General features: G+C 68.7%; 2 protein-coding genes and 1 pseudogene. All 3 read left to right on the top strand.

Annotated elements, in window-relative coordinates; all coding sequences use genetic code 11:
* Positions 1 to 471, top strand: a 471-nt coding sequence (locus LQV45_RS33335; RefSeq protein WP_230012028.1) for a LytTR family DNA-binding domain-containing protein, incomplete at its 5' end; no start/stop codon positions are given.
* Positions 468 to 890: a hypothetical protein gene (locus tag LQV45_RS33330; RefSeq protein WP_230012025.1), complete on the top strand. Its 423-nt coding sequence runs from the start codon at positions 468 to 470 to the stop codon at positions 888 to 890. The genes LQV45_RS33335 and LQV45_RS33330, both read left to right, overlap by 4 nt.
* 91 nt (positions 891 to 981) lie before the next feature.
* Positions 982 to 1289: pseudogene (locus LQV45_RS33325) on the top strand (cation acetate symporter); the annotation flags it as partial.

The raw sequence follows: 1289 nt of genomic DNA, 5'->3' as shown, positions 1-1289 counted from the left end.
GACGAGGACTGCGCGCTGGAGGCCTTCGAGCTCGCGGCCGTGGACTACCTCCTCAAGCCCGTGCGGGCCGAAAGGCTGGCAAAGTCGATCGGACGCATCAGCGAACTGCTCAAGGATGGTGCCCCTGCACCCGAAATGATCACCGTGGACCTGGGCGGGACCACCAAAATGATCCGTCGCGAGGACGTGACCTACGTCCAGGCGCAGGGTGATTACGCCCGGCTGCACACCGCCGATGCCAGCTACCTCATCAGGGTTCCGCTGGCGGACCTCGAACAGCAGTGGGCCGACGCCGGATTCGTCCGCATCCACCGCTCCTACCTGATCGCGCTGAGCCACGTCAGCCACTTGAAGCTCGCCGCAGCGCGGCCCAGCGTCACCGTGGCTGGAGCTGAACTGCCTATCAGCCGCCGGCACCTGCCTGCTGTCCGGGAAAAGCTCGGCGCAACCCGTATCCGGCCGCAGGCATGACAAGGGTCCGGGTCACGGCGCCGCGCAGCGTCACACCAAACAGCGCCACACCAAACGGCACCGCACCAAACAGCACCGCAGCAAACAGCGCCGCCCTGAACGGCGGGCGCTCCGCGGCAGCCTCCCGCGAAGCGGAGGAGGAGACCGACGCCGGGCAGTTGTTCGTCCGTTCGCTCATCCGGTCCCAGCTCCGGCTGGGCCTCGTGGTGGCCCTGGGATTCCTGCTGATCATGCTCGCCTTCCCGCTGATGCTGGGGCTGGTCCCCGGCCTGGCGGACTCCACGATTGCCGGCCTTCCCTTCGACTGGGTCCTGCTGGGGGCCGGGATCTATCCCGTGATCGGCCTCAGTGCCTGGCTGTACGTGCGGACCGCGGCCAGGAACGAGGCCCGCTACCGGGACCTCGCCGGCGACAAATGACCGAACAGGTGAGGACCCACGTGAACGGCCCGGCGGGCGGCCACGTACGGGGCCCGGTGGGCGGCCACCCACGCGGCCGGGTGAACGGCCGGTGAACCCCGTCGTCGGCGTCGCGGCGTTCGCCGCCGTCTCCCTCGCCACGGCTGTGATTGGTTTCTACGGGTTACGGATCTCGCGCACCACCGGGGACTTCTACGTGGCGTCCCGGACGGTCAAGCCGTGGTGGAACGCCTCAGCAATCGGCGGGGAGTACCTCTCGGCTGCGAGCTTCCTGGGGGTCGCCGGGCTCATCCTGCTCTCCGGTACCGACGCCCTGTGGTATCCGGTGGGGTACACGGCCGGATACCTGATGCTGCTCTTGTTCGTCGCCGCTCCCCTGCGCCGCTCGGGCGCCTACAC

It is taken from the genome of Microbacterium sp. Bi128 (assembly GCF_918698205.1).
The sequence above is the reverse complement of the archived record's forward strand: the minus strand, read 5'-3'. Positions and strand labels throughout refer to the sequence as shown.

Bases quoted from the DNA above. Each gene is read 5' to 3' on its own strand.
- LQV45_RS33330 (WP_230012025.1), top strand. From the start codon at position 468: ATGACAAGGGTCCGGGTCACGGCGCCGCGCAGCGTCACACCAAACAGC.